The 1,826-nt window shown below is 67.7% G+C and carries 3 protein-coding genes; all 3 read right to left on the reverse strand.

What is annotated here, in order from left to right; all coding sequences use genetic code 11:
• Positions 1–102: 102 nt before the first annotated feature.
• Entirely contained in the window at positions 103–1,077 is a 975-nt protein-coding gene (gene ccoP / locus HV701_RS26545) for a cytochrome-c oxidase, cbb3-type subunit III (protein WP_175135971.1), read from the reverse strand.
• Positions 1,074–1,250: a cbb3-type cytochrome oxidase subunit 3 gene (locus HV701_RS26550; protein ID WP_175135973.1), complete on the reverse strand. Its 177-nt coding sequence runs from the start codon at positions 1,248–1,250 to the stop codon at positions 1,074–1,076. The genes ccoP and HV701_RS26550 overlap by 4 nt, the downstream gene beginning before the upstream one ends.
• On the reverse strand, positions 1,250–1,826 hold a 577-nt coding region (gene ccoO, locus HV701_RS26555), incomplete at its 5' end, for a cytochrome-c oxidase, cbb3-type subunit II (protein WP_175135972.1). The genes HV701_RS26550 and ccoO, both read right to left, overlap by 1 nt.

Raw genomic sequence — 1,826 nt, forward strand, 5'->3', positions numbered from 1 at the left:
GTCTGCTCCAGCGTCTCCTGGCCGGGGCGCGGCGGCCGCACATGCGGGCGCCAGGGCGGCGGGTCGCCGCCAGGCGGCGTGCTGACGCTTGCGGTTGACCCATCATCCATGGGGCAATGCCTGGTCGGCCGAGGGGGCGGCCGGGGCTGGCTGGGACGGCGCATCCGGCTTGTTCGACAGGCCCCAGACCCAGGCCGTCAGGATCTTGATCTGCACCGGGGTCAGGATGTCGCCGTGCGCCGGCATGTGGTTTTCGCGGCCTTCCAGGATGGTCCGGATGATGGAGGTTTCTGAACTGCCGTAAAGCCAGACGTCGTCGGTCAGGTTGGGCGCGCCCAGGACCGGGTTGCCTTTGCCATCCGCGCCGTGACAGGCGATGCAGTATGTCTGGTAGCCATGCTGGCCGCGTAATACCCGCTCGGGATCGGCCGCCAGGCCCGACAGCGAACGCACGTACTGCGCGATGTCGCCGGCGGCCTTGGGATCGATGACTGATTTCCACGGGGGCATCACGCCGACGCGGCCATTGGTGATGGTCTGCATGATGGTATCGGGCGAGCCGCCATACAGCCAGTCGTTGTCGGCCAGGTTGGGAAAGCTGGGGCCGCCCTTGGCGTCGGAGCCATGGCACTGCGCGCAGGTGTTCAGGAACAGGCGCTGGCCGATTTCGCGGGCGCCGGGATCGGCGGCGATCTGCGGTATGGTCATCGTTTCGAAGCGCGCGTAGATCGGACGCACGGCTTCGGCCATCCTGGCCTGCTGCTGCGCCACTTCGTTGGCGCTGCTGTAACCCAGCTGGCCTTGGTACGAGCCCAGGCCCGGCATGAGGAACAGGTAGCCCAGCGCGACCGCGCAAGCCAGCAGGAACATCCAGGTCCACCAGCCCGGCACCGGGTTGTTCAGTTCCGTGAGGTCGCCGTCCCAGACGTGGCCGGTGTCCTCCACCTGACCGCTTCCGGCCGGCTGGACGCCGAGCCAGCGGCGTTGCGAGTACAGCAGCCACACGCAAAAGGCCACGCCGCCGACCGCAACGATCGAGATGAAATACCCCCAGAAGCCGCTGACGAAATCGCTCATGGCCGGTTCGCTCCATCTTGTTGTGCCGGCCCGAACTCATCGGGCAGCGCGAACGGCAACATGGCCGATTCGCTGTTGGCGCGCTGGCGGCCGCGCGAGCAGGCCCACCAGACGATGCCGAAAAAGGTTGCCATCGAGATGGCGGTGACGATTGCGCTCAGCAAGACCATGATCAGCCTCCCGCGGCGGCGGCTTGCGAAGCCTGGCTGGCCTTCCGGGCCTCTTCGGCCTTCTTGGCCTGCTGCGCCTTGCGCACGCCCACGCCCAGCCCTTGCAGATAAGCCACCAGCGCGTCCTCTTCGGTCTTGCCCTCGATGGCCTTGGGCGCCGCCGCGATTTCCTCGTCGGTGTATGGCACGCCCAGGGCGCGCAGCGCGCGCATGCGCGGTGCGACGTTCTGGCCGGTGATCACCGTCTTTTCCAGCCACGGGTAGGCCGGCATGTTGGACTCAGGCACCACCTGGCGCGGGTTGCGCAGGTGGATGCGGTGCCAGTCGTCGGAGTAACGCTCGCCCACGCGCGCCAGGTCCGGGCCGGTGCGCTTGGATCCCCACAGGAAGGGGTGGTCGAACACCGACTCCGAGGCCAGCGAGTATGGGCCATAGCGCTGTACTTCGGCGGCCAGCACCCGGATCTGTTGCGAGTGGCAGCCGACACAGCCTTCGCGGATGTAGACGTCGCGTCCCATCAGCCGCAGCGGGCTGTAGGGTTCGACCCCCGCCACCGGCTGCGTGGTGCTGTGCTGGAAG

The sequence above is a fragment of the Achromobacter pulmonis genome (assembly GCF_902859765.1).
In the GTDB taxonomy this organism is placed as follows: domain Bacteria; phylum Pseudomonadota; class Gammaproteobacteria; order Burkholderiales; family Burkholderiaceae_B; genus Achromobacter; species Achromobacter pulmonis.